This is a genomic window from Variovorax sp. PAMC28562, from assembly GCF_014303735.1.
Lineage (GTDB): Bacteria > Pseudomonadota > Gammaproteobacteria > Burkholderiales > Burkholderiaceae_C > Variovorax.
On sequence record NZ_CP060296.1, the window covers coordinates 3,759,568 to 3,782,924 of the forward strand.

At 64.9% G+C, this 23,357-nt stretch carries 18 protein-coding genes; 7 read left to right on the forward strand and 11 right to left on the reverse strand.

Annotated features, from left to right (window positions below; all coding sequences use genetic code 11):
• The first annotated feature begins 138 nt into the window (after positions 1–138).
• From H7F36_RS17670 to H7F36_RS17680, 3 genes are all read left to right on the forward strand, one after another.
• Positions 139–384: a hypothetical protein gene (locus tag H7F36_RS17670; protein WP_187052033.1), complete on the forward strand. Its 246-nt coding sequence runs from the start codon at positions 139–141 to the stop codon at positions 382–384.
• A 103-nt stretch (positions 385–487) separates the two neighbouring features.
• Positions 488–1,987: an MFS transporter gene (locus H7F36_RS17675; RefSeq protein WP_187052034.1), complete on the forward strand. Its 1,500-nt coding sequence runs from the start codon at positions 488–490 to the stop codon at positions 1,985–1,987.
• A gap of 136 nt (positions 1,988–2,123) precedes the next feature.
• A complete protein-coding gene (locus tag H7F36_RS17680; protein WP_410003042.1) occupies positions 2,124–2,465 on the forward strand; it encodes a hypothetical protein in 342 nt (113 codons plus the stop codon).
• Positions 2,466–2,486: 21 nt separating this feature from the next.
• Here H7F36_RS17680 and H7F36_RS17685 read toward each other — a convergent pair whose 3' ends face one another.
• From H7F36_RS17685 to bamC, 7 genes are all read right to left on the reverse strand, one after another.
• The gene (locus H7F36_RS17685) at positions 2,487–4,742 is read right to left on the reverse strand and encodes an EAL domain-containing protein (RefSeq protein ID WP_187052035.1); all 2,256 of its coding nucleotides are present in this window, start codon (positions 4,740–4,742) and stop codon (positions 2,487–2,489) included.
• A gap of 42 nt (positions 4,743–4,784) precedes the next feature.
• Positions 4,785–6,017: a pyridoxal-phosphate-dependent aminotransferase family protein gene (locus tag H7F36_RS17690; RefSeq protein ID WP_261802362.1), complete on the reverse strand. Its 1,233-nt coding sequence runs from the start codon at positions 6,015–6,017 to the stop codon at positions 4,785–4,787.
• A 42-nt stretch (positions 6,018–6,059) separates the two neighbouring features.
• Positions 6,060–6,677 carry a DUF4337 domain-containing protein gene (locus H7F36_RS17695; RefSeq protein ID WP_187052036.1) on the reverse strand — a complete coding sequence of 206 codons (618 nt, stop codon included), beginning with the start codon at positions 6,675–6,677 and terminating at the stop codon, positions 6,060–6,062.
• Positions 6,678–6,740: 63 nt separating this feature from the next.
• The gene (locus H7F36_RS17700; RefSeq protein WP_187052037.1) at positions 6,741–7,001 is read right to left on the reverse strand and encodes a hypothetical protein; all 261 of its coding nucleotides are present in this window, start codon (positions 6,999–7,001) and stop codon (positions 6,741–6,743) included.
• Positions 7,002–7,115: 114 nt separating this feature from the next.
• Complete coding sequence (locus H7F36_RS17705; RefSeq protein WP_187052038.1) at positions 7,116–7,811, reverse strand: SDR family NAD(P)-dependent oxidoreductase; 696 nt, start codon at positions 7,809–7,811, stop codon at positions 7,116–7,118.
• A gap of 93 nt (positions 7,812–7,904) precedes the next feature.
• Positions 7,905–10,388 carry a diguanylate cyclase domain-containing protein gene (locus H7F36_RS17710; RefSeq protein ID WP_187052039.1) on the reverse strand — a complete coding sequence of 828 codons (2,484 nt, stop codon included), beginning with the start codon at positions 10,386–10,388 and terminating at the stop codon, positions 7,905–7,907.
• A 42-nt stretch (positions 10,389–10,430) separates the two neighbouring features.
• Positions 10,431–11,564: an outer membrane protein assembly factor BamC gene (gene bamC, locus H7F36_RS17715; RefSeq protein ID WP_187052040.1), complete on the reverse strand. Its 1,134-nt coding sequence runs from the start codon at positions 11,562–11,564 to the stop codon at positions 10,431–10,433.
• A gap of 112 nt (positions 11,565–11,676) precedes the next feature.
• On the opposite strand from bamC, the gene H7F36_RS17720 reads away from it, so the two are divergent.
• Positions 11,677–12,285 (forward strand): gluconokinase, encoded by a 609-nt coding sequence (locus H7F36_RS17720; RefSeq protein WP_187052041.1) that lies wholly within the window; start codon positions 11,677–11,679, stop codon positions 12,283–12,285.
• Positions 12,282–13,709, forward strand: a complete 1,428-nt coding sequence (locus H7F36_RS17725; RefSeq protein ID WP_261802364.1) for a GntP family permease — start codon at positions 12,282–12,284, stop codon at positions 13,707–13,709. The genes H7F36_RS17720 and H7F36_RS17725 overlap by 4 nt, the downstream gene beginning before the upstream one ends.
• A gap of 417 nt (positions 13,710–14,126) precedes the next feature.
• Here H7F36_RS17725 and H7F36_RS17730 read toward each other — a convergent pair whose 3' ends face one another.
• From H7F36_RS17730 to H7F36_RS17740, 3 genes are read right to left on the reverse strand one after another with little or no spacing between them, the layout of a single operon-like run.
• Positions 14,127–15,629 (reverse strand): efflux transporter outer membrane subunit, encoded by a 1,503-nt coding sequence (locus H7F36_RS17730; protein WP_187052042.1) that lies wholly within the window; start codon positions 15,627–15,629, stop codon positions 14,127–14,129.
• Positions 15,626–18,751 carry an efflux RND transporter permease subunit gene (locus H7F36_RS17735; protein WP_187052043.1) on the reverse strand — a complete coding sequence of 1,042 codons (3,126 nt, stop codon included), beginning with the start codon at positions 18,749–18,751 and terminating at the stop codon, positions 15,626–15,628. The genes H7F36_RS17730 and H7F36_RS17735 overlap by 4 nt, the downstream gene beginning before the upstream one ends.
• Positions 18,744–19,925, reverse strand: coding sequence for an efflux RND transporter periplasmic adaptor subunit (locus H7F36_RS17740; RefSeq protein WP_187052044.1), 1,182 nt, complete (start codon positions 19,923–19,925; stop codon positions 18,744–18,746). Before H7F36_RS17740 ends, H7F36_RS17735 begins: the two co-directional genes overlap by 8 nt.
• A gap of 181 nt (positions 19,926–20,106) precedes the next feature.
• Here H7F36_RS17740 and H7F36_RS17745 point away from each other — a divergent pair, with 181 nt between their 5' ends.
• Together H7F36_RS17745 and H7F36_RS17750 are read left to right on the forward strand one after the other, a co-directional pair.
• On the forward strand, positions 20,107–20,790 hold the full coding sequence (locus H7F36_RS17745) for a response regulator transcription factor (protein WP_187052045.1): 684 nt from the start codon (positions 20,107–20,109) through the stop codon (positions 20,788–20,790).
• On the forward strand, positions 20,787–22,208 hold the full coding sequence (locus H7F36_RS17750; protein ID WP_187052046.1) for a sensor histidine kinase: 1,422 nt from the start codon (positions 20,787–20,789) through the stop codon (positions 22,206–22,208). Before H7F36_RS17745 ends, H7F36_RS17750 begins: the two co-directional genes overlap by 4 nt.
• On the opposite strand, the gene H7F36_RS17755 is transcribed toward H7F36_RS17750, so the two are convergent.
• Complete coding sequence (locus H7F36_RS17755) at positions 22,192–23,328, reverse strand: ABC transporter substrate-binding protein (protein WP_187052047.1); 1,137 nt, start codon at positions 23,326–23,328, stop codon at positions 22,192–22,194. The two genes, H7F36_RS17750 and H7F36_RS17755, sit on opposite strands and share 17 nt — an antisense overlap.
• Positions 23,329–23,357 lie beyond the last annotated feature (29 nt).

The following is a 23,357-nucleotide window of genomic DNA, read 5'->3' on the forward strand; positions in this document are numbered from 1 at the left end:
TCCCGGAAGTTTTGTAGGACAAAGCCGTCTGAGGCCATAAGTTGCGAAATTAATGCTGGCCTGCAGCACAAATAGTAATCACAATTGCTTACATGGTCGGTTTAACTTTCTCCCAATCCATCGCCTGAGGCCTTCTCCGTGTTGACACTCGCCAACTACTTTCCGGGCACCTCCCGGCTCAGCATCAAGGACCTTCGCGAAGTGGCCTACATGGTTCGATGCGACCCCAATCGTGATGGCGGCACGTCCGAAGCCGTCGCCCGCGCACTCGAATCCGTTGCTGCACTGCGGGCGGCACGCCTCTCCAAAATCCGCCGGCACGATGAGCTCAAGGCGATGTCGGTGTTTGAACGCGTTTCGCAATGGGCCGTGGCGCGCATCTGACCCGATAAGGTGCAAGAGCCCCAGCGTTGGCAAGGGCCGACGCTCGCCGATAGGATGTGGGCCGCCGCTCGGCGTCGAATCGATCGACGTTCGCGGGACCGAAATGACATCTTCCGCCGAATCCGTAAAGACAACCCATCGTCCGCTGGTGATCGCGGCGGTCATGGCCTCGATGGCCATGGTGGCGATCGAGGCCACCATCGTCTCGACGGTCATGCCGCAATTCGCGTCGCAGCTCGGCGGCCTGCATCTTTACAGCTGGGTCTTCGCGTCCTTTCTGCTGGCACAAACAGCGATGACCGTGGTCTTCGGCAAGCTCTCCGATGTGTATGGCCGCAAGCCCGTGATGCTGATCGGCATCGCGATCTTTCTGCTGGGTTCGGTACTCGCCGGTTTCGCGTGGTCGATGCCCGCCATGATCTGTTTCCGGCTTATTCAGGGCGTCGGCGCGGGCGCCGTGCAGCCGGTGGCGCTCACCGTCGTCGGCGATCTGTATCCGGTGCGCGAACGCGGCAAGGTACAGGGCTACCTGGCCAGCGTATGGGCCATTTCCGCGGTGCTCGGACCAATGCTCGGCGCGCTCATCGTGCAAAAGCTGTCGTGGGGCTGGATCTTCTGGATGAACGTGCCGATCGGCATCGCAGCCGCAGCCGGCTTCTGGCTTTTCTTGCGCGAAGCACCGATCGCACGGCGCGGCTCGATCGACCTGATCGGCGCGTTCCTGTTCACGCTCGGCATCGCGGCCCTGATGATTGCACTCACCGAGTTCGGGCTCGGCCACGAGGGCGCCGCGATGGGCTGGGCGCTGGTGTTCGTCATCACACTGGGCCTCTTCGTGGTGCAAGAGCGGCGCGCACCCGATCCGATGGTGTCTTTCCAGCTGTGGGGCCGCCGCGTCATCGCCACGGTCAACGGCGCTGCAATTCTGTCGGGCATGGCGCTGATCGGCATCACCACGTTCTTGCCGATGTACGTGCAGGTGGTGCTGAAACATTCGTCGGTCGTCGCCGGCCTGGCGTTGACGATGGTGATGCTCGGCTGGCCCATCGGTGCCACGCTGGCATCGCGAACCTTTCAGCGCTTCGGCCTTTGGCGCCTCGTGTTGACGGGGTCGGTGCTGGTGCCGTTCGGTGCCCTCGCCTTCGCGACGATGGGGCCGGAGACATCCGTATATCTCGCCGGCGTCGGGTCGTTTCTGGTAGGGCTCGGCATGGGATTGCTCAGCCTGAGTTCGCTCATCCTGATCCAGGAATCGGTCGAGATCACGCAGCGGGGCAGCGCCACAGCTTCCAACATTTTTTCCCGCAACTTGGGTAGCGCGTTGGGAGCGACCTTCTTCGGCGCGGTGTTCAATTACGGGCTGACGCAAGCCGGAACGGCTGGTGGCGCGGGCTTGTTCACCGAAGACCAGCTGCGCCAATTGCTGCAGGGGACACTGACTTCTCCTGCCAGCGAAATGGCAATTCGCCTGACGCTCGCGGGTTCGCTGCATCTCACCTTCGTCACGATGTTGGTGATCAGCCTGGCGATCGTCGCGCTGGCGTTTTTGCTGCCTCGCCACGGGCTGGAAATCCGGCCGCTGGCCGTGCCGCGAGAGGGCTGACCTGGCGGGCTACCCTCGCCTGCTCCCCAGTCCGCCCAGCACTTTGCTTTGCGACGTCGCGTGCAACGCCTCCAGCCGAACCGCCGCGTGGGCTTGGCAAAGGAACGACGTAGGGCGGCGACCACAGCTTTGTGCGATGGCCGCACACAAGGGCGGCGCATCGGCCGGAGTTCAGTGCCTGATCGCCTACGGACAAGCGATTCCTGCAATCACAGCGACCGCAGCGTCGCCCACCGGACATCCCGCTTTGGACCTGCTCTCCCTCATTCAATGGCCCGCGTTCGCGGCGTCGGTGGTCGCTGCGTGGCTGGTGGCTTCCAGCTCGAAGCCGCGGCGCAACGTGGGTTTCTGGATTTTCCTTCTGAGCAACGTGTTGTGGGTTGCATGGGGCATCCACACTTCGGCTTATGCGCTGCTGGCCTTGCAGTTTTGCCTCGCTGCAATGAACATCCGCGGTCTTTTCAAGACCGAGGACTGACGACCTCGGTCTGTCGTCGGCTCAGCACACGGGCAGCACGTTCCTGGTCGGCCTGACGATCGGTGGGATCGACAACAAAAGTCCTTCGCGCAGCAACGCTTCGGTCTGCAGCAACGGCAGCGGCGCACTGAAATAGTAGCCTTGAATCTGCTCGCAACCGTGGTGCTTCAAGAAGGCCAGCTGCGCCGCGGTTTCCACCCCTTCGGCTATCACTTCCAGCTTGAGACTGTGTGCAAGCCGGATGATCGCCAGCGCGATGGCGGCATCGTCGGGCGTGGCGGTGATATCCCTGATAAAAGCGATATCGATTTTTAACTTGTCGATCGGAAAGCGCCGGAGATAGGCCAGGCTCGAATAGCCGGTGCCGAAGTCGTCGATCGAGATCTTTACGCCCTGCTGCTTCAGCTCCCGCAGGCTCGTGAGCGTGCGCTCGGTGTTAGACATGAGCGAGCCTTCGGTGAGCTCGAGTTCGAGCAGATCGGCCGGAATCTCGTTGCGTGCCAGCGCCAGTACAACGTGCTTCGCGAGATCGCTCTCGACGAACTGACGCTCCGCCACGTTGACCGACACTTCGACCCTGCCGATCGGTGAGCGAAGCCACTCGCCGATCTGTCGGCACACGGTATCGATCACCCAGTTGCCGACCCGCACGATCAAACCGCACTCTTCCATCACGGGAATGAAAGCGCTGGGTGAGATCAGGCCATGACCCGGCCGCTGCCATCGCAACAAGGCCTCCAGACCTGACACCGTGCCGTCGCTCAGGCGCACTTTGGGCTGGTAATAGATGACGAACTCGTCGTTGTCGACCGCCCGCCGCAATGCCATTTCGAGATCGTGCCGCGCTATTGCGTCCAGGTTCATCTGCGCTGTGAAAAAGCACCACGTGTCGCGCCCGCTTTTCTTGGCGCGGTACATCGCGATGTCGGCGTACTTCAGCAGCGTTTCGGCGTCCGTCGCGTCTTCCGGATAAAAAGTGATGCCGATGCTCGCCGTCAGGACCACTTCGTGGCCCCGCAGATCGAATGGTGCGCGCAGCACGTCGCGGATCTTTTCGGCCACCGCGCAGGCGCTCGGCGCCAGCGAGTCCAGTGTCAACATCAGGCCGAATTCATCGCCACCGAGCCGACCGATCGCGTCATGTCGGGTGATGCAACGCAACAGCAGTGCGCTGAAGTGCAGCAACAGCTCGTCACCGATGGCGTGTCCCAGCGTGTCGTTGACGTTCCTGAACTGGTCCAGGTCGACGATCAGCACCGCCAGCCGCGCTGTGCCACCAGCGCTCAGGCTTATGTTGTTGCGCAGCGTTTCGTAAAACAGCGACCGGTTCGGCAAATTGGTCAGCGCGTCGTAGTGCGCAAGCCGATGCAACTGGCGCTCAGTGGCTTTCCGTTCAGCAACGTCCCGCACCAGCGCGACGATGAGCCAGCTGTCGCCGAACCGCTGGGCCAGTCGCTCGACTTCCACCGTCACGATGCTCCCGTCCTTGCGGCGCAGATCGACTTCCGATTGCTGGGTCGGACCGAGTCCGTCAATCGCCGCATCGAATACGCCTTCAATCTGTTGGACCGTGACGTTGCCCAGGTTCGCCGGCCCGCGCTCGAACATCTCTGCACGCGAATAGCCGAGCAGTTCGCAGGCAGTCGTGTTGACCTCGACAAAACGCATGGTCTGGCGGTCGACCAGAAAAATCGCATCGGCGGTGGCATTCATCGCCGTACGAAATCGCTGCAGATCCGCGTTGCGCGCCTGCACTTGGCTCGCGAGCAACTCGGCATGCCGGCGCAGCAAATCGCTCGACGCTTTCAGGCGAAGCAGGTTGCGTACGCGCAGCCACAACTCGGCACGATCGATCGGCTTCGTCAGGAACTCTTCGGCGCCTGCTTCCAGGCCAGCCAAACGCGACTTCGCGTCGACCTTCCCGGTGACCATGATGATGGGAATGTCGCAGGTGGTGACATCGGCCTTCAGGCTCTTTGCGACGGCATAGCCGTCCATGCCGGGCATTGCGACGTCGAGCAGGATGAGATCGGGTGCGCACTCGGCAATGAAAGAGAGCGCCTGGGGTCCGCTGCAAGCGCACTGAATGGTGTAGCCCTCGGGCTTGAGCAGTGCTTGCAGCAGGCGCCGGTTGATCGCGTTGTCGTCGACGATCAACACCGTGGCGGACTGCGCGAGGCGTGTGTTTTGCGACGCGCGTGGCTGGCGCGCTTGATCGGGCTGCAACGAGTCGACTGGAAGGGAGTGAGGGAGAGATACCGGTGCAACTTTGCTCATGCACCGTCATTTTCAGTTCGACCCGTCAGACCGACTTTTGATTCACGGCATGAATCGATTGTCTGCCGCCAGAGGGGAAAGCCGGGAGAGCTGGGAAAGCCGGGTTATCGCGCGTTCGACACCGCCGCGGCCGAACGGAATGCCCTGTACCGTCATCGCCGCTTCGATGCCGGCGAGGCAGCCGAGGATCATGGCCTCGTTCATATCGCCCAAATGGCCGATGCGAAACGCGCGCCCCGTGAGCGACCCGAGACCGCCGGCCACCGCGACCTGAAAGCGCTCGCGTGCAATGCTTCGCAGCGCCTCAGGATCGACGCCCTCGCCCACCGCAATCGTGGTGACTGACACCGACCTCGACGATGGCACCGTGGCAAAGAAACTCAGCGCGCCTGTTTCGCTCCAGCACGCGACCGCGGCGTGTACCGCATCGGCAATGCGCCGATGGCGCGCGAACACTTCTTCGATGCCCTCGAGTGCGATCAACCGGAGCGATGCCTCCAGCGCGAAGACCAGATTCTGCGGCGGCGTGCCGCAAAACTTACGGTAGACGAGCGGGCTCTGCCGCCGCTGCCAGTCCCAGTAAAACCGTGGCGTGGTGTTGAGGCGCGAGGCGTCCATGGCGCGCGCATTGACTGCGACGAACGCCAGCCCCGGCGGCACCATCAAGCCCTTCTGGCTGGCGCCGAGCGCCACGTCTGCCCGCAATGCGTCCATGGCAAACGGCGCCGCCGCGAGCGAGGCCACCACGTCGACGACAAAGAGCGCCGGGTGCCCGGCCCTGTCGATGGCCGCACGCAGCGCCGCCAGGTCGTTGGTGATGCCACTGGCCGTGTCGGTGTGCACCACGAAGACGGCGTTGATCTCATGGGCCACATCCGCGCGCAGCACCGCTTCGATCTCGGCCGGATCGATCGGCAAGCCTTCGACCCAGGGCGTGCGGATCACGCGGCCACCCATCGCCTCGGTCTGCACCGCCCACGATTCGGAGAAGTGGCCTGTGCCCGGCACCAGCACGGCTTGGCCCGGCGCCACAAGATTGGCGATGACCGCCTCCCATGCCCCGTGGCCGTTGGCGGCATAAAAGTAGACGTCGGACGCTGCGGTTTGAAGCAGCCGCTTGAGTCCGGCTTCGCAGGCGGCGATGCAGCTGTCGAGCCGCGGGTCGGACAGGTCCATCGGCTGCCGGCTCATGGCGTGCAGCACTTCGTCGGGCACCCGGGTCGGACCGGGCGAATGCAGGAACCGGTGGCCCGGCAGGCGTGGCGAATCGTTCATCGCCCGATCCTAGACGCTGATAGCGTCATCCATTGGATGCAGTCAGATGTGCAGCATTGCCAGCGCGCCGACCACCAGGCCGATACCGGCCACGCCGAACATGCCCCACTCCAACCACTTCTTGCGGGTCAGCAGAGCCATCGCCGCCAACGCAATGGCGACTTGCAGCGCAGTGGTCGCCTGGGCCCAACGGTGGTGCTGGTGCATTTGCGTTTCGGATTGATGATCCCAGTCGGTGGCATCTGTTTCCAGCTTTTGGGCCACGAGCTGGATCTCGGCTTTCTCGCGCTCGTAACGCACCGCCTTGTCTTGCCATGTGGCCCTGCGATCCTCAGGCGACATATCGCGCGCGAACTCCGCCAGCGACTGTTTCGTGCTCTTGGACTGGTAGTAGTTCCACTGATTGGAAGCCTCGGTCTTCTTGATGCCGGCGTTGTTCTTGTAGAGCCCGGCGTTCGCCTGCGTCAGGCCGCCCATGTACGAAAAGATAGCGCCAACCGTGGCGATGATCGCGGTGCACACCGCGATTTGATCGGTCATGGTGCGACGACCCGAGTGCGGAGCAGCGTCGGCGTCCGCGGCTTTGTGGCCATGGTCGCCTGCGGGATGTTCGAGCACGTGGTCGTGCGGGCCGTGGGCATGAAAACCGTCACCTGACATGGAATACCTCCGTCACCGAAAATTTTGGGACGGGCGAGTATGACCGTGGTTGTAAGACAGTGGTCAGGACGACCGGTCTCGCACCCTTCGGATCACGCGGTCGGCCAGCTTGGCGAAATAGGCGCGCAGCCGCGCCGCAGACATCCGCTCTTGCTGTTGTGCGGTAGCGAACGCAGCGAGGTCGTCGCCCTTGGGGCCGGTGCCGCTGCCACACAGCTTGTCGCCCAGCGCCTCGATGATTTTTGCGCGGATGGCAGCGGTCGCGCGACGCCGACCGGAAAGGTCGTCGCGAAGATGTTGCAGAAAAGAGTCTTGATCGTCCATCGGGCCTTTTTCGTTAAGCCCAAGATGTACTACTTTATAGTTCCTTTTCAATCAGCCAAAGTGACAGTGCCGACGTGGTCATCTTCTGACATGCGCCGTATGCCATCCGACCCCTCACCAAGGCAATCGCTCGCCGGTGTACGAGAAGAAGCAGGCGGTGTGCTCCGGTTTCAAATCATCGATAACCCGCAACAGATCTGCCGCCGCGGCCGCTGCCGGACGACCGATTTCGGCACCCCGAAACGGCGCCGACAACGCCGAATCCACGGTGCCCGGATGCAGCGCCACCAGCACGGCATTCGGTTGCGCGCGCTGCACTTCGATCGCTGCCGTCTTGAGCAACATATTGAGTGCCGCCTTCGACGCGCGATAGCTGTACCAGCCGCCCAAACGGTTGTCTTCGATGCTGCCGACCTTGGCCGAGACCACGGCCAGTACCGCGCGTTGGCGGTCGAGCAACGGCGCGAACTTTGCCAACACCATCGCGGGCCCGAAGGCATTCACTTGAAAGGTCTCGGCCATTTGGGCGAAGTCCAATTGAGACAAACGCTTTTCGGGTGCGAAGCGGGTCGTGTGCAGTACGCCGGTCGCGGTCACGACCAAGTGGAAAGGCCCGCGGGATGCCAGAGCGGCGGCGGCCGCGGCCACGCTCGCTTCGTCGTTGAAATCGATGGATGGGAAAGTCTTCCGCCCAAGTCCGATCACGCTGCCGCAGCGCGGATCGGCTTCGAGTTGCCGCACCATCGCCGCGCCTATCGCTCCCGATGCGCCGATCACCACCGCTCTGAATCCGTCAGGAAAGGATTGCATGCGGTGTGTCCATGGAAATCGCGGTGCAGAGCGCCAGATTCTGCGGGCTACGCATGACCACGGGCTGACCTTGGCCTGCATCTCGGTCGCGCTTTATCTGTCGCGTCGTGCCTTCTCCGACGCTCCAGACCCATCCGCTGCATCCTCGGCATCCGCGGCTTCCACCGTGACTTCTTCACTGGTCGCTTCGATGGCATCGTCAGCGTGCGGGGTGTCGCACACGAAGCTGTCGCGACCATTGCGCTTGGCCTGATACAAGGCCGCGTCGGCGCGTCTGAGCAACACTGCTGCGTCGTTGTCGTTCGGCCCGCGAAACGCGATACCGATGCTTGTCGACACGCCCGAGCCTCCGCCCTGCGGGTCGCTAAATCCGCTCAGCTTTCGCACCCTTTCGACGATGCGTTGCGCCACCCCGGTCGCTTCGGACACGCCGGAGATGTCATTCAGAATGATGGTGAACTCGTCGCCCGCAAGACGCGCGACCGTGTCGCTCGGCCGTACGCACTCCTTGAGAATCGCAGCAAAAGCCACCAGCAACTTGTCCCCGGCCTCGTGACCGAAGGTGTCGTTCACGCTCTTGAAGTAGTCGATGTCCAGGAACATGAGTGCCGACGTCCGATGTGGCGCGACCCGGCTCAGCAACAGTCTTTTCAGGCGCTCGTCGAACAGGGCGCGATTGGGCAGGCCTGTCAGCGCATCGTTCTCCGCAAGATAGCGAAGTCGCTCTTCGGCGGCCTTGCGCGGCGTGATGTCCGCGCCTGTGCCGGCGAGGCGTATCGCCATGCCTTGCGCGTCGCGTTCGACCACGCGCCCCAGGCCGCGAATCCAGATCCAGGTGAGCGCGCGGGTCGCCATCCGGAACTCGGCATCGAAGGTCGGCGTGCGGCCCCTGAGGGCGCCTTCGAAGCAGTGAGTGAGCCAGTCGCGGTCGTCGGGATGCACGCGATTCATGTACACGGCGAGGCTCGTCGTCTCTTCCCGCGCCGGCTCGCCACGCATCGTCGCGGCCTGCGCGCTTTGATAGATACGGCTGCGCTTCACGTCGAGGTCGAACAGTGCCGACCCCGATCCTTCGAGCGCCAGGCTGAGCCGCTCCTCGATGCGGGCGCGCAAGGCGGTGGCCTCGCGGCTGGCCGTGACGTCGAGCGTGAGCGCGAAAAGACCGACTACGTTGTTGTCGGCGTCTCGATGCGGAATCAGCGTTACTTCGACGCGACGCGGTCCGGCCAGTGTCTGAATGTCGCGCTCGTAGGCCATACGGCGGCCGCCGAGACACGCTTCGATGTCCTCGCGGAAAATTGCATATTCGGCCTCGCCATAGAACTCCACCAGGCTCTTGCCCATAAATGCGTCGACCTCGACACCCAGCCATTCCTTGAAGACGTTGTTGGCAAACAAAAAACGCTGCTGTGCGTCCAGGTACGAAATCATCGCGGGCAGGTTGTCGGTGATCTGTTGCAGCTGGAACCGGCTCGCTTCCAGCAAGGCCGTGCGCTCCTGCAACGAGTCCGACATGCGATTCAGCGCGCTCGCGAGCTGACCGATTTCGCCGCCCTGCGACACGCTGCTCCGATGATCGAAACGACCCTGCTCGAGCCGCGCTGCGTCATCGCTCAACTGGCGCAACGGCGCCGAAATGCGACGGCCGGCCACTGCTGCAGCGGCCAGGCCCAGCAGCAACATCGCCAGACCCGCCAGGAAAGTCTGCGCCAGATGTCGCTTCATGGGCGCCAGCGCGATCTCGTTCGGAATGCCGACGTAGACAAACCAAGGCACGCGCCGCGATGCGGTAAGGCCACCGATGCGCGATACCCCGTCGGCACTGGGGCCGTCTCGCACGCTGTCCACCAGGTCGGCAGCCACGGTGCTTGCCACGAACCCGGCACCCAGGCTTTTGCCAATCCAGCGCGACGGGTCGAGAGACCTCGCCAGAATGACGCCATCATGGTCGAGCACGGTGATGACCGCACCGGGCGGCAAGCCACCGGCCGGTAATACCAGCGCCTGCAACAGCCGCAACCGTGCGGTCGCGGTCACCACGCCCACCACCCGGCCCTGCCGCCGGACCGCGGTGGCAAAGACGGCGACCTGTTCGCCATTGGATGCGGCGAGGATCGGCGCTTCCACAGGCAGGTCGGCACCGGCCACCGCTTGCTTGAAAAACGATCGCTGGGCAACGTTCAGTCCGGTCAGGCGCAATTGCTTTTCGGCAGAGCCTGTCAGCTCACCGTTCGCGCTCCAAACGGCAACGTTGTTGATCTGTGCGGGCCTACGCGATGCAAGGCCCCTCAACAATGCATCGTTGGCGGCATTGCCCCCAGACTCGGGAGTAACGACTTCTGCGAGCACGCCGAGGAACTGACCGATGTCGCCGACGTGGTCGTCCAGTCGGGCCGAGGTGAGGCGCGCCAGGCTCAACATCTCCTGTCGGACCTGTTCGCGTTCCTGCCTTGCCTGCAGCAATGCCGTCGCTGCAAGGAAGATCGAGAACGGAATTGCCACTGCAAGGACGAGCAGGAACAAGCGTCCATTGATCGTGAGACCTTTGGTCGGGCGGCGACGTGGGCGGACCAGCATCCCCCGAGTTTCGCGCACTTTTCGCGCGCGCTGAATCGGGACTCAACGCAAATCGCTGGCCAACACCTGCACGATGCGCTGCGCCACTGCCGATTGCTCCGGCGCCCCCGCCTCCGTCAGCACCGAAACCGTGCTGGCCTCTCCTTCACTGCGAACCTGGATGCCGAGCTTCAAGGGCTTTTCGACAGGCGAAGGTTTGACGTACTCGACCATTTTGGTAAGGAGCCCCGGCTCCGCGCCGGGCGGCCGTGGCAGCACATAGCGGATGAAGTAGATGCCCGTCCGGCGGTCCCGGTCTTCGACGGTGAAGCCCGCGTGATCGAGGGCCAGGCCGACATGCCGCCAGGCGAGATCGAAGCCTTCGACAAGCTCGAGCGTGCTCCGGCCCGTGGTCGCATCACCCTTCACGTCACCCTTCATGTCACCCTTCACGATCCGTTGCAGCACCGCGACCTTCGCGGTGCCAGCCGTGGGCGCGCTGCCGAGCGCCAACATCATTTTGCGAAGGTATTCGCTTTCGAGCGCGATGTCGGCCGGCTGTGCCTGCCAGCCACCCGGAGTGCCGGGCGTATCCCGAACGTTTTCATGCATGCCGCGATGCGTCACGAAGATTTCCGTGCCGCTGGCCGTGTGTTCCAGTCGCGTGCGAAAGATGTCGAGTTCACCCGTCGAATGGCGTGAATCGACCAGCTTGCCCATCGCGTCGCGCACCAGGTCGCCGGGCACGTTGGCGTGGCTCTCGGCCCAATCGGTTTCCATGACGCCGCGCGCGGGGTCTTCGATGCTCAACAAAAATCCACTCTCTTGCCAGAACGATTTGAGCGGCTCCCACAGCGCGTCGGGCGAACGGCCGATCGACAGCCATTGGTCGGTGCCGTCGCCTTCGAGCTTGATATCGCCGCCAACGCGCACTGCCGTCGGCTGCACGAATGGCTGAGCGCTCTCGGAAGCGTATGCGCTTGCAGCCACCGACTGGGGCCGTGCGTCTGATCCCGATCGGGAGAGTTGAGCTACATCGGGCGGCGCGTCCAGCGACGGTGCCTTGCCGGAACTCGTGTGATAACGCATGCCGTCACCGTCCTTGGGCGCCGCGCACGCTATCAGGCTCGCAACGAATGCCATAGCCAGGCTTGCTCTGAAAAGCAGCCAGGCGCCGCGTGTTTCGGTTGGGTTCATCGGGCGATGGTGGCCACCGATTCGGGAGAAATATGGGAGGCTGACGGCTGCATCACTGCTCCGGGTGCTATGTTCAAGACCGACCCGAGTGACCCAAGCAAGTGGAAGAACAATGACAACTCAAACCAGCACCACAGATACCTCACCGCTGCCACTGCCACTGCCACTGACTTTGCCGATAAAGCCGCCCATCCCCCAACCGGTGGTGCTGGTGATCATGGGCGTTTCAGGCTGCGGCAAAACCACCGTTGCGGCCCTTCTTGCCGGCCGCCTGGGCTGGCCTTTCGAAGAGGGCGATGCACTGCATCCGCCGGCCAACATCGAGAAGATGAAGGCCGGGCATCCGCTCGACGACAACGACCGCGCGCCCTGGCTGGAGAAGGTGGCCGACTGGGTCGGGGAGCGCCTCGACGCCGGCGGCAGCGGTTTGATCACCTGCTCTGCGCTGAAGCGTTCTTATCGCGACACCATCGACCGACGCGGTTCTGGCGTGGTGTTCGTCTACCTGCACGGGTCGTACGAAACGATCGCTGCGCGCTTGGCCGCACGACATGGCCATTTCATGCCGACCAAGCTGCTCGACAGCCAGTTCGCCGACTTGCACGAGCCCACCGCCGATGAGCCGGCGATCCGCGTCGATGTCGGCCCGTCGCCGTCGGAGATCGCCGATACCGTCATCGAGATGCTCGGTCTGGGCGTGGTGAAAGGAGTCGCGAAATGAACCCGACCGACCTGATGCACCAACCGCTGAACGCGCACGACACGCAGGTACTGATCGTCGCTGCCGTCGGCATCGGCATTCTGATTTTGCTGATCGTGTGGCTGAAGATGCACGCGTTTCTGGCGCTGACCATCGGCGCTCTCTTCGTCGGTGTCGGCTCGGGGCTGCCGCTCGACAAGGTGACTGCCTCGTACGAAGCCGGCGTCGGCGGCGTGCTTGGCTATGTCGGCGTGCTGATCGCACTCGGGGCCATGCTCGGCAAGCTGCTGGCAGATTCCGGCGGTGCCGAGAAAGTGGTCGACACGCTGTTGCAGGGTCGCCCGGCAACGCTGCCCTGGAAGATGGCGCTGGTCGCCAGCATCATCGGCATCCCGATGTTCTTCGAGATCGGGCTGGTGCTGCTGATCCCGGTGGTCATGCTCGCGGTACACCGCTCCAAAGGCCCGGCCATGCGGCTCGGCATCCCGGCGCTGGCCGGCCTCTCGGTGCTGCACGGATTCATCCCGCCGCACCCCGGCCCGTTGGCGGCCATTGCGATTCTTCATGCCAATGTCGGCGTGACCCTGGCGCTGGGGCTGCTCATCGCCATCCCGACCGTCGCCGTCGCAGGGCCGTTGTTCGGCCTGCTCGCCGCGCGCATGGTGCCGATCGGCGCTGCGGGTGCCGGCCTGGCGGTGTCCTCTGCAAGTGCATCGAGCGCATCGAGCACATCGGGCAGCAACGCGGGCGGCAAGGATGAGGACCCGAAGCCGACGCACAGCCCGACCTTCACCTGGACCTTGATCACGTTGTTGGCTCCGCTGGCGCTGATGCTCATCAAGGCCGGCGCCGACATCTGGATGGACAAGACGGCGCCGCTGCGGCCCGCGCTCGACTTCATCGGCGACCCGGTGTTCGCCTTGCTGATCGCGGTTCTGCTGGCGATGGTGACCTTCGGTACCTCCGTCGGCTTCACGCCCACGGTGCTGGCCAGGAAGATCGGCGCCAGCCTGCTGCCTGTCGTCGGCGTGATGCTGATCGTCGGCGCGGGCGGTGGCTTCAAGCAGGCGCTGGTCGACGGCGGAACCGGCATCGCCATTGCCAAGATCGCGCTCGCCGCGGGCTTGTCGACGCTGGTGCTGGGTTGGATCGTCGCGGTGCTGATCCGCCTTGCCACCGGCTCCGCGACGGTGGCAACGGTCACCGCCGCCGGCATCGTCGCGCCGCTGGCCGTGGGCCTGTCGCCCAATCACTTGTCGCTCGTGGTGCTGGCCGTCGGCGCCGGCTCGCTGTTCTTCTCGCATGTGAACGACGCGGGCTTCTGGCTGGTCAAGGAGTACTTCGGCCTGACCGTGATGGAGACCATCAAGACCTGGTCGTTGATGGAGACCGTGATCTCGGTGATGGGGTTGATCCTGACGCTGGGGTTGTCGCTGGTGATCTAGACAGCGGTTTCGAAGGCGACATCGCCGCCTGCCGGCAATCACGCAGGTCGATGGAGGCCTCGTCGCCCACCGCCCACGCGCGATCGCTGTCGAGCAAGACGATGCGCAAGCGCGAACGCCGCCCCTGTCGATAGGCCACTTCAGCGAATGCGCCGGCCGCGCGCTCCGATGGCGCCAGCGCGATGCGGCAATCGTCTTCCAACGTTCCCGGGTCAGGCAAGGCAGCGCCGAGTCGCACGATCACGCCGAGGCGCCAGCCATCGGCCGCATCGTGGCTCGCCTTCGTCGCGTCGCCTTCTGGCAGCGGCGTGCGCGCTGCGCAGCCGCTCGCCGCCAGCACGCAGATGCACGCGAGCAGGAGCGTGGAAACGCAAGTCCATGCGGACGCCGGCGTGCAGCGGCCCGGCCTGACCATCGTCAATTCCCCTGCCCGTTCGACGACACCACGCCCACCTCGCTCCGCCGTGCGTCGACGGCCTGCAGCCAGCCACCGCCCAGCGCCTGAAACAACGCCACGCTGTCGGCGAGCCGGGCCGATTGCGCCTGGATGCGCGCGATGGCGGCTTGCCGCAAAGCCTGCTGCGCGACCAGCACGGCAAACGATCCGGTAGCGCCGGCGTCGCGCTGCGCGCGGGCGATGTCGAAGCTGCGCGCGGCCGCCTGCTCGGCACGGTTTTGCGCGGCCAGGGTCGCCGCATCGGCCTGGATCGCGTTCAGCGTGTCGGCAACGTTCTGGAACGCGCCCAGCACCGTGCTGCGGTACTGCGCTGCGGCCTGCGCCTGCGTGGCCTCCGCTGCACGCTGCCGGTGCATCAGCGTGCCGGCATCGAACAGCGGCTGCACGAGGTTTGCCCCGATGCTCCAGAAGGCGGTGCCGGCTGTCGCGAGCTGCGACAGCCGCAACGCGGTGGTGCCGACGTTCGCGGTGAGTTCGAAGTTCGGCAGCCTGGCGGCCAGCGCCACGCCGATCTGCGCATTGGCGGCGTGCCACTGGGCTTCGGCGGCGCGAACATCGGGCCGCTGCACGACCAGTTGCGAAGGCAGGCTCAGCGGCAGCTCACCCGGCAACTGCAATGCGTCGAGGCCGATCTCCGGAATGTCCGCGTCGCTCGGCAGCCGGCCCAGCAACACCGCGAGCAGGTTGCGTTGTTGCGCCTGCTGCTTTTGCAGTGGCGGCAAAGTTGCTTCGAGCTGGGCGAGCAGCGCCTCTTGTGCGGCCACATCGGCCGTACCGACCTGGCCGAGCGCCTGCTGGCGGCGCACCATCGTCAGCTGCGAATCGGCCAGCGCGACGATCTCTCGCGCGGCATCGATCTGAGCGCGTACTGCAGCGCGCTGGATCACCGTCGCGACCAGGTTGGCCGTCAGCGTGAGCTGCGCGGCCTCCAGCTGAAAGCGCTGCACGTCCGACAGCGACTGCAACGATTCGAGCTGCCGTCGATTGCCGCCGAACACGTCCGGCGCGTAGGCGATGTTGAGCTGCGCCGTGTGCAGGCTGTAGAGGTTGCCACCTGAGGCAACCGGGCTCGCGAGCGACGTTGCCACCGACTGCCGTATGGGCGTGAACTGCGCCCCGACCGTAGGAAAGAAAGTGCCCTGCTGCGCCAGCACGTTCTCCTGCGCGATGCGAAGCGATGCCCGCGCTGCCTCGACGTCGGCGTTGGCTGCCAGCGCCTGCCGGACCATCGCATCGAGCGGTGCCGATTGAAACACCGACCACCATTTCTCCGAAATCGTCCGGCCATCGACAAAGCGTTGGAGTCCAACGCCAGCGGTGTCCTGAGTCTGCGTCTGCGCCTGCGCCAAAGGCTCGGCCGTGTAGCGGTCGGTGACCGGCGCCACGGGCGGCTTGAAGTCCGGGCCTACCGCGCACCCAGCGATCAGAAAGACGCCGGCGACGGTCCATGCAATGCGCTTCATGTGGCTGCTCCAGCGGGGTCTGTCAGGTCGGCATGCGCTTGGGCGTGACGTGCGTTCATGGCCTCGAGCCGGCTTGCGACCAGGTAGTAGAGCGCCGGCAACCAGACCAGCGTCAGACCGGTCGCGGTGACCAGGCCACCCACCACCACCGTGGCCAGCGGACGCTGCACATCGCTGCCGAGCCCGTGCGCAAGCGCGGCCGGCAGCAAGCCGAGGGCTGCCACCGTCGCCGTCATCAGCACCGGACGAAAACGTTCCCGAGCGCCCTGGATCACCGCCTCGCGCAGCGGCAGCTTTTCTTCCACGCGCAACCGGTTCAGGTTCGACACCATGATGATGCCGTTCATCACCGTGACGCCGAACAAAGCAATGAAGCCGACCGCACTCGACACGTTGAGCGTCATGTCGCGAAGATGCAAGGCAACGAAACCACCGAGCGCGCCGAGCGGCACGGCCAGCAGGATCAACGACGGTTGCCACAAGTTCTTGAACTGCGCAAAAAGCAGCGCGAACATCAGGACGATGACCATCGGCATGATGAGCATCAGCCGCGCCTGGGCCCGCTGCTGGTTCTCGAACTGGCCGCCCCACGCAAGCTGGATGTGCGCGTGGTTGTACTTCACTTTGGCCTCGATCTGGGTGTGCGCATCTTCCAGAAAGGACGACAGATCGCGCCCGCGCAGATTCAGCCGCACCGTCAGATGCCGCTTGCCCATCTCGCGCGTGATGGTGCTCTCGCCATCGTCCAGCCGCAGCGTTGCGACCTGAGACAGCGCCACCTTGGCACCACCAGGTGCGCTCAGCACCAGCCGGCCGATCGCGTCGGGGTCGCTCCGGCTCTGCGGCGTGAAACGCACGGCGATGTCGTAGCGCCGCTCGTCGACGAACAACTGCGCCACCGGTGCACCGCCAATGCCGGTGCCGATCAGGTCCGCGATGTCCGCGACGTTGATGCCATAGCGCGCTGCTGCAGCCCGGTCGACCTCGATGCGCAACTGCGGCAGCGGTGGCTCCTGGTCGATGATGACGTCGGCTGCACCGGGTACGGCGGAAAGCACCTGGTCGATGTCGCTGGCGATGCGCCGCGTTTCCTTGAAGTCGTTGCCGTAGATCTTGACCACCAGATCGCTGTGCGCGCCGGCGAGCTTGTCGAGCACGCCGTCGATCATCGGTTGCGTGAAGCCGACCTGCGTGCCGGGCAACTGCGCAAAGCGCGCCGCCAGCCCACTGATCAACTCCTGCTTGCTGAGACCCGATTTCCATTCGGCCTGGGGATGTAGTCCGACGCTCACCTCGATGTGCGACGCGGTCCATGGATCGGTGCCGTCATCGTTGCGGCCGAGTTGCGTGACGACGTACGAGACCTCGTCGAATTCACGCGTGGCGTCGCGCAACTTGTTCGACATCTGCGTCGCCTTGTCGAGCGAAATACCGGGCGGCAACGTGACCTGCAACCAGAGCGAACCTTCGTCGAGGTAGGGCAGAAAGTCGCGCCCGATGGTCGCCGCCGCGCCGATCACGCAGACGAAGGCCAGCGCAAAAGCGGCCAGCGTCAACGCGCGTTGCCCGACGATGCGTCGCAGCAGTTGTTCGTACCAGTGGCCGAGCGCTTCGAGTGCCCGGTTGTGGAACACGCGGCGTGGCTTGCGGTAGGCCAGGTAGGCCAGCCCCGGGATCAGCAGCAACCCGACCGCCAGCGCGCCGACCAGTGCAAAGCCGATCGCAAAAGCCATCGGTGCAAAGAGCTTGTATTCGATGCGCTGAAAGGCGAACAGCGGCGTATAGGCCGTGATGATGACGACCATGCCGAAGAAGATCGGACGCGTCACCTGCAAGGTGGCCTTGAGCACGTCGCGCGGCTTCAGGGGTCGGTCTGCATGCGCCTCGCGCTGGCGCAGGATGTTCTCCATCACGACGATGGCCGCGTCCACCACGATGCCGAAATCGATCGCGCCCAGGGACAGCAGGTTGGCCGGGATCTTCAGCTGGTGCATGAAGGCGAAAGCCGTCAGCAACGACATCGGAATGGTCAGCGCCACGATCAGCGCCGCGCGCGGGCTGCCCAGGAATAGCAGCAGCACCAGCGTGACCAGCGTCATGCCTTCGAGCAATGTCTTGCCGACCGTATGCACCGTCGCCTGGACCAGCATGGTGCGGTCCAGGTAGGGCACGACCTTGACGTCTTGCGGCAGCACGTTGTCGTTGAGGTCGCGCACCGCTTCGTGCACACCGTCGAGCACCGTCGAAGGGTTCTCTCCCTTGAGCAGCAGCGTCACGCCTTCGATGGTGTCGGGGTTGCGGTCCTTGCCGAGAATGCCTTGCCGCTCCTTGTTGCCGAGCTTGACTTCGCCGAGGTCTTTCACGAGCACGGGTACGCCGTTCTTCTGGCTCACCACGATCTGCGCCAGGTCGGCCAGACCGCTGATGAGCCCCACGCCGCGCACCACGAAACCTTGTTGGCCGCGCGTCAGCACACTGCCGCCAGCGCTCGAATTGTTGGCGTTGATCGCCTGCGTGACCTGGGCCAGCGTGATGTTGTATTTGCTGAGCTTGGCCGGATCGAACTCCACCATGAATTGCGTGGTGAGCCCGCCGAAGTTCGACACGTCGGCGACGCCCGCCACCTGCTTCAGGCGCGGGATCACCTTCCAGCGCTGCAACTCCGACAACTCACGCAGGTCGCGTGTTTTCGATTCGAGGGTGTAGCGGTAGATCTCGCCGATGGGCGATGTCAGCGCGTCGAGGCCGGGCTGCGCGCTGTACGGCAGGGCGACGCCACCGATGCGCTCCTGCAGTCGCTGGCGCGACCAGTAGTCTTCGGCGCCATCGCGGAACACGACGGTGATCAGCGACAGACCGAAGGTGCTCTTGGAGCGCATCACGTACATGCCGGGCGTGCCCATGATCTCGCGCTCGAGCGGAATCGTGATCTGCTTTTCGACCTCTTCGGCGGCCAGCCCCGGCACCTGCGTGACCACCTGCGAGGTGGTGTCGGCAATGTCCGGGTAAGCCTCGAGCGGCAGCTGGGTCCAGCACCAGGCGCCGTAGCCGGCCGCCATGGCGAACACCAGCCAGACGATGCCGCGCCGCTTCAGGCAGGTGGTGACGAATGCGTCAATCATCCAGCAGCACTCCGTCCTGCACCACCACGCGCTCGCCGCTCTTCAGGCCGGCAAGCACCTCGATCCGGTCGCCGACCCGTGGGCCGACACGCACCACGCGCGGCTCGAAATGCCAGGGCGATGCCTCCACGAACACGCGGCTGTGCAATCCGCTTTGCACCACCGCGTCCATCGGCACCAGCAATCCGTTGTGCGGCTTCGACAGAAAGGTGGCGTTGGCGAACATGCCCGGCTTCAGCCGGCCGTCGCGGTTGTCGAACACCATGCGCACCTTGACGCGCCGGGTGTCGGGGTCGAGCACTTCGCCGATGTAGCGCACCGTGCCGCTCAGGGCTTCGCCGGGAAAAGCGTCGAGGACCACCCGCACCGGCTGGCCGAGGAACAGCGCCTTCAGATCCGCCTCGCCCGCACTGGCGGTGACGAATACTCTGGACAGATCGGCCACCGTCATCAGCGAGGCGGTGGCATCGTTCCAGTACGCGCCCTGCGCAGCGCTCAGGTCGATCACGCGGCCCGCCACCGGCGAGCGCACGGCCAGCAGGCGGCCCGTGCCGGCCGTGCCCGGCCCTGCATCCGACTTGTCGGCCTGCCCTGCGCCGAGTTGCATCAGACGCGCCCCGGTGCGCGCCACTTCGCTTTGCGCCTGGTCGAAATCGTTGCGCGCCTGTTCGATCTCGCGATTGGCCGCAATGCCGGACGCGCCGAGCGCGCGTTGCCGCTCCAGCGCCTGCGTCGCGAGCGCCAGGGTCGACCGGGCCTTTTGTGCGTCGCTGCGTACCTGCGCCAGATCGGCAGAATCGATTCGGAACAGCACATCGCCCACACGCACCGCATCGCCCAGCCCTTTGTCCAGGCTCGCCACGCGCCCGGTCACGGGCGGCGACACCTTGACCAGTTTGGCCGGATCGGCCTCGACCACCGCCGGCAGCGACAGCGGCACCTCGATCGCCTGCGCGTCGGCTCCGGCCACGACAAGTGACTGTCGCAAGGGCGAGCCCTCGGGGACCACCACCTGGGCACCGACGTGCTCCAGCACACGCACCGGCACGGCCTTTGCCGCCTCGGCGGCATGTGCCCGACTTGCCATGAACCACCATGCGATGCCAATGGCGATCAGCGCCACGGCGCAAATCACGGGCAGCGCGCGGCGCGACTTTCCTTTGTCGTCATGCATGTTTTTTCCCTGTTTTTCTGTTGATCGACGCAGTCGGCTATAGAACAAGCCCGTCCACTGGGAGCGCGACGCAGCTTAGACAGCCGCGCCTGAAGAACGCCGCAAGAAATCCTGAAGTCTTCTTCAGGATCGGCGTTCGCCGGGCTGGCCGCCGGGCATTGGTGCGAGACTCGCGGCCGTTATGAAAATTCTTCTTGTCGAAGACGATGGAAAAGCGGCCCGCCTGCTCGCGCGCGGGCTCGAGGAAGAGGGTTTTCTGGTCGACATCGCAGGCTCCGCCGAAGAAGGCGAGCAGCGCGTTTTTGCCTCCGACTACGACCTGCTGATCCTCGACTGGATGCTGCCCGGCAAGGACGGCCTGGCGTTGTGCGCGGCTTTGCGGCGCCACAAGATCCACACGCCGATCCTGATGCTGACCGCGCGTGACGCGCTGGGCGACCGCGTGACCGGCCTCAATACCGGCGCCGACGACTACCTCACCAAGCCCTTTTCTTTCGACGAACTTCTGGCCCGCGCCCGAGCGTTGCTGCGCCGCTCGGAGCTGACGCGACCGTCCGTGCTCACGGTCGGTGACCTGAGCCTCGACCCAATGGCCCAGCGTGTGCAGCGCGCCGGCACGGTACTCACCCTGACGCGCAAGGAATACGCGATCCTCGAGGTGCTGATGCGCCAGGCCGGCGACGTGGTAAGCCGGTCGCGCCTCGCCGAGCAAGTGTGGAAAGCCGACCTGGTCGCCATCGACAACCTGATCGACGTGCATGTCGGCAACCTGCGCCGCAAGATCGACGCGCCGGGGCTGCCCACGCTGATCCAGACGGTGCGCGGGCGCGGCTTCAGGCTCGGTGCCGCGGAAGGCGAAGCATGATCAGTTTTCGCCGCCGGCTCACGCTGGTGCACCAGGCCGTCATTGTCGTGGTGCTGACCGTGACGGCGCTGGCCGCCTACTGGACGCTGTCGCGCGAGGTGCATGCGCAGCTCGACGCGGCCCTGTTGGCGCTGGCTGAAACCGAAGCCGCTGCGCTGCCCGAGCAAGGCGGTCAGGCCGTCACCGTGCACGAGGCGGTGGCCGCAGGTGCGCCACCATCGTTCGAGCGGCTCGACCGTCTGCTGCAGATCGTCGGCGCCGACGGCGAGGTGCTGGCGCGCAGCCGCAACCTCGGCGCGGCCCGCCTGCCGCTGTCGCCCGATCTTTCCAGGCGACTTGCAGCGGGTGAAGTGGTGTTCGAGACACTCCACAGCTTCGGCAGTGAGCCGACGCGCCTGGTGTCACTGCCGGTGCAGGGCCACGGCAATGTGCGCGCCGTGCAGGTAGCCGGCTCGCTGGACGACGTCGACCGCGTGGTCGAGACCGCCAGCGTGCTGTTCGGCGTAATGGGCGCGACGCTGCTGCTGGCCGTCGGCGCGGCGGGTTTCCTGCTGACGCGCGGCGCCTTCAACGCGATCGGTGATGTGGTCGAACAGGCACACCGGATCGGCGATGCCAGCCTGGGTCGTCGCTTGCCGCACCCGGGCACTGACGACGAGATCGGCCGGCTGGTGCAGACGCTCAACGAGATGCTTGACCGCCTGGAGCACGGCTTCGATGCACAGAAACGCTTTACCGCCGACGCGTCGCACGAACTGCGCTCGCCCTTGTCGCGCCTGCGCACCGAACTCGAACTCGCGTTACGCCGGCCTCGGGAGCCAGCCGCTTATGTAGAAGCGATGCGCTCGTGCGTCGAAGAAGTCGAACGTCTCACCTTGCTGGTCGAAGAACTGCTCACGCTGGCGCGGCTCGATGCTGGTCAGGAGCGCGGGCCGACCGAAACCGCGTCGCTGAAAGCGCTGATCGAGGAGGCGATGGCGCGCCAGGAGAGCGCTGCTCAGGAGCGTGGCGTGCGCATGGCGCTAGCGCCATCGGCGATGCGGCACGAGCTGATGGTGGCGCGCGGGCCGGCGAGTCTGGTGCTGGCCAATCTGCTGGACAACGCAGTCAAGTTTTCACCGCATGGCGGCCGGGTGACGGTGCAACTGGCGGCCGAAGGCGCCGAAGCCCGGGTGAGCGTGGGCGACGAAGGCCCTGGCATCCAGAAGCAGGATCTGCCCTACGTGTTCGAGCGCTTCTATCGCGGCGCCGCAGCACGTGCCGGTGCGGTGCCGGGAATCGGCCTGGGACTGGCGCTGTCGCACGCCATCGTGAAGGCACATGGCGGTCGCATCGAGGCGTCGAGCCCCGTAGGCGGCGGCGCACTTTTTACAGTGTCGCTGCCGTTCGCCGACGCTGCGGTCACTGCTCGACCTTGAACTCCCCGTTCACCACCTTGAGCATCACGCCGGTCTCGTTGGTGTAGCCCCAATGGTCGTCGGCCGTCCAGTTGAGGACGCCGTGGGCCAGCACGGTGCGGCCCATGTTTTCCATGGCATCGCGCAATGCAGCACGAAACTCAGGCGTGCCGGGCTTGGCCTTTTTCAGCGCGACTGGCACGGCGATTTCGAGTACGGTCAATGCATCCGTGCCGTGACCTGCGAACTGGTTGCGCGAGCCCGGTCCATAAGCTTGTTCGTATTGCTGCACGAACGCCACCGCGGCCTTCTTCGACGGATGGCTGTCGGGCAACTGGGTGCCGATCATGGCGGGGCCGGAGACGACGAAGGCGCCGTCTGCATCTTTTCCGGCAGTGCGCATCAGGTCGGGTGATGCGGCTGCGTGCGTCTGATAGATCTTGCCCTTGTAGCCGCGCTCGACAATGGCTTTTTGCGGCATGCCGGCGCCGCTGCCCGAGGCCACGATCAGGATCGCGTCGGGGTTGGCAGAAGTCAGCTTGAGCGCTTGCGCTGTCACGCTGGTGTCGGCGCGTGCAAAGCGCTCCACGCCGACGACCTTGATGCCGGCCTTGGCGCCCTGCTCGGTAAATGCCTTGAGCCACAGCTCGCCGTATGCATCGGTGTAGCCGAGAAAGCCCACCGTCTTGATGTTCTGCTTTTTCATGTGCTCGATGACCGCGTAGGCCATGACACCGTTCGACTGCGGCAGCCTGAAGAACCACTTGTCTTTGCCGGGTGGCAGCCCGGCTGGGGACGTCGACAGTTGCGGCGTTCCGGACTCGGCCGTGACCTCGGCCATCGGTGCGGCCACCGGTGTGGCGGACGAGCCGACGATGACGTCGACCTTGTCGTCGGTGACCAGTCGCTGCGCGGCCTTGACGCCCGTCGTCGGGTCGCTCGCGTCGTCGAGCACGATCACCTTGAGCGTCTGCCCCGCGATGGTCTTGGGCCAGAGCGCGATGGCTTTGTTGACAGGAATGCCGAGGCCGGAAGCCGGTCCGGTGAGTGGTTGCACCACGCCAATGGTGAGATCGGCATGGGCGGTGCCCAGCATCGTCGTGGCCAGCACGGCGGCAAGGGTGGCGAGTTTGAAAGTCATGGCGGCGCTTCTCCTGAAGAGGTCGTCAA